Annotated in this window: 3 protein-coding genes; all 3 read right to left on the bottom strand. The window is 61.8% G+C overall.

Annotated elements, in window-relative coordinates:
- On the bottom strand, positions 1-244 hold a 244-nt coding region (locus U9978_RS23765), incomplete at its 3' end, for an RHS repeat-associated core domain-containing protein (RefSeq protein WP_322763373.1).
- A gap of 560 nt (positions 245-804) precedes the next feature.
- Complete coding sequence (locus U9978_RS23760) at positions 805-1,113, bottom strand: hypothetical protein (RefSeq protein ID WP_322763372.1); 309 nt, start codon at positions 1,111-1,113, stop codon at positions 805-807.
- Positions 1,110-2,490, bottom strand: a 1,381-nt coding sequence (locus tag U9978_RS23755; protein WP_322763371.1) for an RHS repeat-associated core domain-containing protein, incomplete at its 5' end; no start/stop codon positions are given. The genes U9978_RS23755 and U9978_RS23760, both read right to left, overlap by 4 nt.

The raw sequence follows: 2,490 nt of genomic DNA, 5'->3' as shown, positions 1-2,490 counted from the left end.
GGCCGAGGGGGTCGGTGGAATCGTAGCGGGCGGTCTCGGGATCGTAGTAGCGGTGGACGTTGTAGTTGGCGCCGGTTTCGGGGTCGTGATACTGGCCGGGGAAACGCAGCGGGCAGTCGACGGGGCCGTCGGCAGACGAAGACGACGGCGGGCCGGCGCCCCACAGGGTGATGTGGGCCTGCCAGGAAAGCTCACCATCGGGGTCGAGGAGTTCGGTACAACCGGGGCGTAAATATTCGGGCAACCCGTGGGATCTTGGATCCGATCATGCCGCTGAACTGCGGAAACGTCCTGGGGCCCCACGCCATCACCGAATATTTACACCGGGGACCGGGGCAGCTCGTCGATGACCACGATGAGGTCAGTTGAGCCCATTATTCATATACCAACGCAGCCGAGAAGATCATAGCAATCAGTTCCCAGGACGGCGCGTCCGGCATCTCTTCGCCCCGATTTGAAAAAAAACCGTCCAGTGCCTGTATCCAGTACCCTGCAGCCTCAATGAACTCCAACGAAGACGCGTTCTCTACCGGCACGCGACCATCACGAACCCGATCAGCGAGGCCGATCAAGTATCGGACAAGGTCCGCACGCGACGTTACAGCCCTGGTATCTTCCGGCCTCATCGCCGCCATACCTCTTACCCTCAATGAAATCCGGCATATTATTGCCCAAGTCTGACAGAAGGCCATCCCTTTCAGTTTGGATTCACCGCGACGCACTGACCGGTTGAGTCCGCCGGTTCTGAATGGCGTCCAGATCCAAAATAAGAAATATACGCATCAACTAGAACCCCAATCTCCGCTAATCCTTCGCCCAGTAGACAGGCCGACAAGAACGCCCCGGCCAGTCCAATCCCGGCAAACCAATATAAATTTCGACATCCACCTGAACTGAACCTCCGAAAATCGCATCCAGCTCGAACAGTATATCCTGTATATCTTCGTCGTCATCCTCTAGCTTTCCCTGCAGGGCAAAGTACAGAATGATTCGGTTATCAAGCACTCGAACAGAGATTGCCTTCATATTTTTTGAGATCAGACCCAGGAGGGCCTGAATCACCTGGAGAACGACTAAATTTTCCCACTCCCTGCCGCCAGAATCAGCTGTCATGGCACCACCAGTGGACTGATCGGGACAACACTGGGACTCGAAGATCCCTTAATCATAAAAATACTTGTCGGTTGATCGATGAAGCCACGCGCAAGATTGTTATTGAACCCCATAACGTGATCATAACGAACCATGACGTGGCCGTTCCGACCGACCCCGAGAACATCCGCAGAACCGGAATGGAAAGCATCAAGAACCCGCTGGGCATGATCAATAGAATTGAAATACCCTCCACCCCTGTACTCCGACCGTCCCGCAATATGTCGCAACTGTTTTTGACTGACCCTAGTCCCGATAGATGTACGGTCGACGATCGCACCATTGGAGTCGACGATGAACCGGGGCGGGCCCACCGAGTATGGGGCGAGGCCGAGGGGGTCGAGCCAGCCCAGGGGATTGTCGACGTAGGTGTGAGGGTTCGGAGCCGGGGTGAGGCCGAGGGGGTCGTTGGACCCGTACCGAGCGGTCTCGGGATCGTAGTAGCGATGATAGTTGTAGTTTGCGCCGGTTTCGGAGTCGTGGTACTGGCCGGGGAAACGCAGCGGGCAGTCGACGCCACCGTCCGCGGGCGGCGGGCTGACGCCCCACAGGGTGGTGCGGGCGTGCCAGGCGAGCTCCCCGGCGGGGTCGACGAGGTCGGTGGGGGTACCGACCAGATCGGTGACGATGGCATAAAACCGGGCGTCGAACCATGCCTGCTCGGCGCTGTCGTGGTCAGCGGCGGTGTCGCCGTCGCCGGTTTTGCCGCCGGCAGCCGGGTCGGACGGGCGGCGTTCGGACTGGGTGAGCGGCCGGAAACCGCCGGGCTCCCAGTCCCAGCTGGTGACACGCGGCGTCGGATCGGTGGCGGTGGTGTGGCGCTGCTCGGCGAGGACGGCGCCGTCCCAGGCGAAGTCCACCTGTTCGACCACCCCACCATCATCGCCGGGGCCGTCTCCATCGCCGGCGAGGTGCTGTTTGGCGATCCGCCGGCCGAACGGGTCGTACCGGTAGCGCCAGTGCTGGCCGTCCGGGGTAGTCACCCCGGTCAGCCGATCATCAGTGTCCCAGCTGTAACGCCAGGTGCGCGGCTTGCCCGACAGCCGTTTGTGCTGGCGCAGCGTCACCCGGCCCTGGCCGTCGTGCTCGTAGCGGACCCGGCCGGCACGGCGGATCAACGTGCCGGCATACTCCCGCCCACCCTGCGCGGCATCGTCGCGCCCGTCACGCTGCGCGGGCACCGGCCAGGACGCCTCGGTGATGTTGCCCGCGCCGTCGTAGGCGTAGCGCTCGGACCAGTCCCCGCCGTGGACCGCGGTGACCCGCCGCGCGGGGTCGAGGTCGAACCGACGTAGTCCGGCGAGCATGTCATCGATCTCGGTGACATAGCCATCCCGG

Source organism: Protofrankia sp. Cr2 (assembly GCF_963555885.1).
Taxonomy (GTDB): domain Bacteria; phylum Actinomycetota; class Actinomycetes; order Frankiales; family Frankiaceae; genus Protofrankia.
Note: the sequence above shows the minus strand (reverse complement) of the source record. Positions and strands in the feature narration are given on the sequence as shown.

Coding starts and splice junctions, on each gene's coding strand:
- U9978_RS23760 (WP_322763372.1), bottom strand. CDS start 1,113: ATGACAGCTGATTCTGGCGGCAGGGAGTGGGAAAATTTAGTCGTTCTC.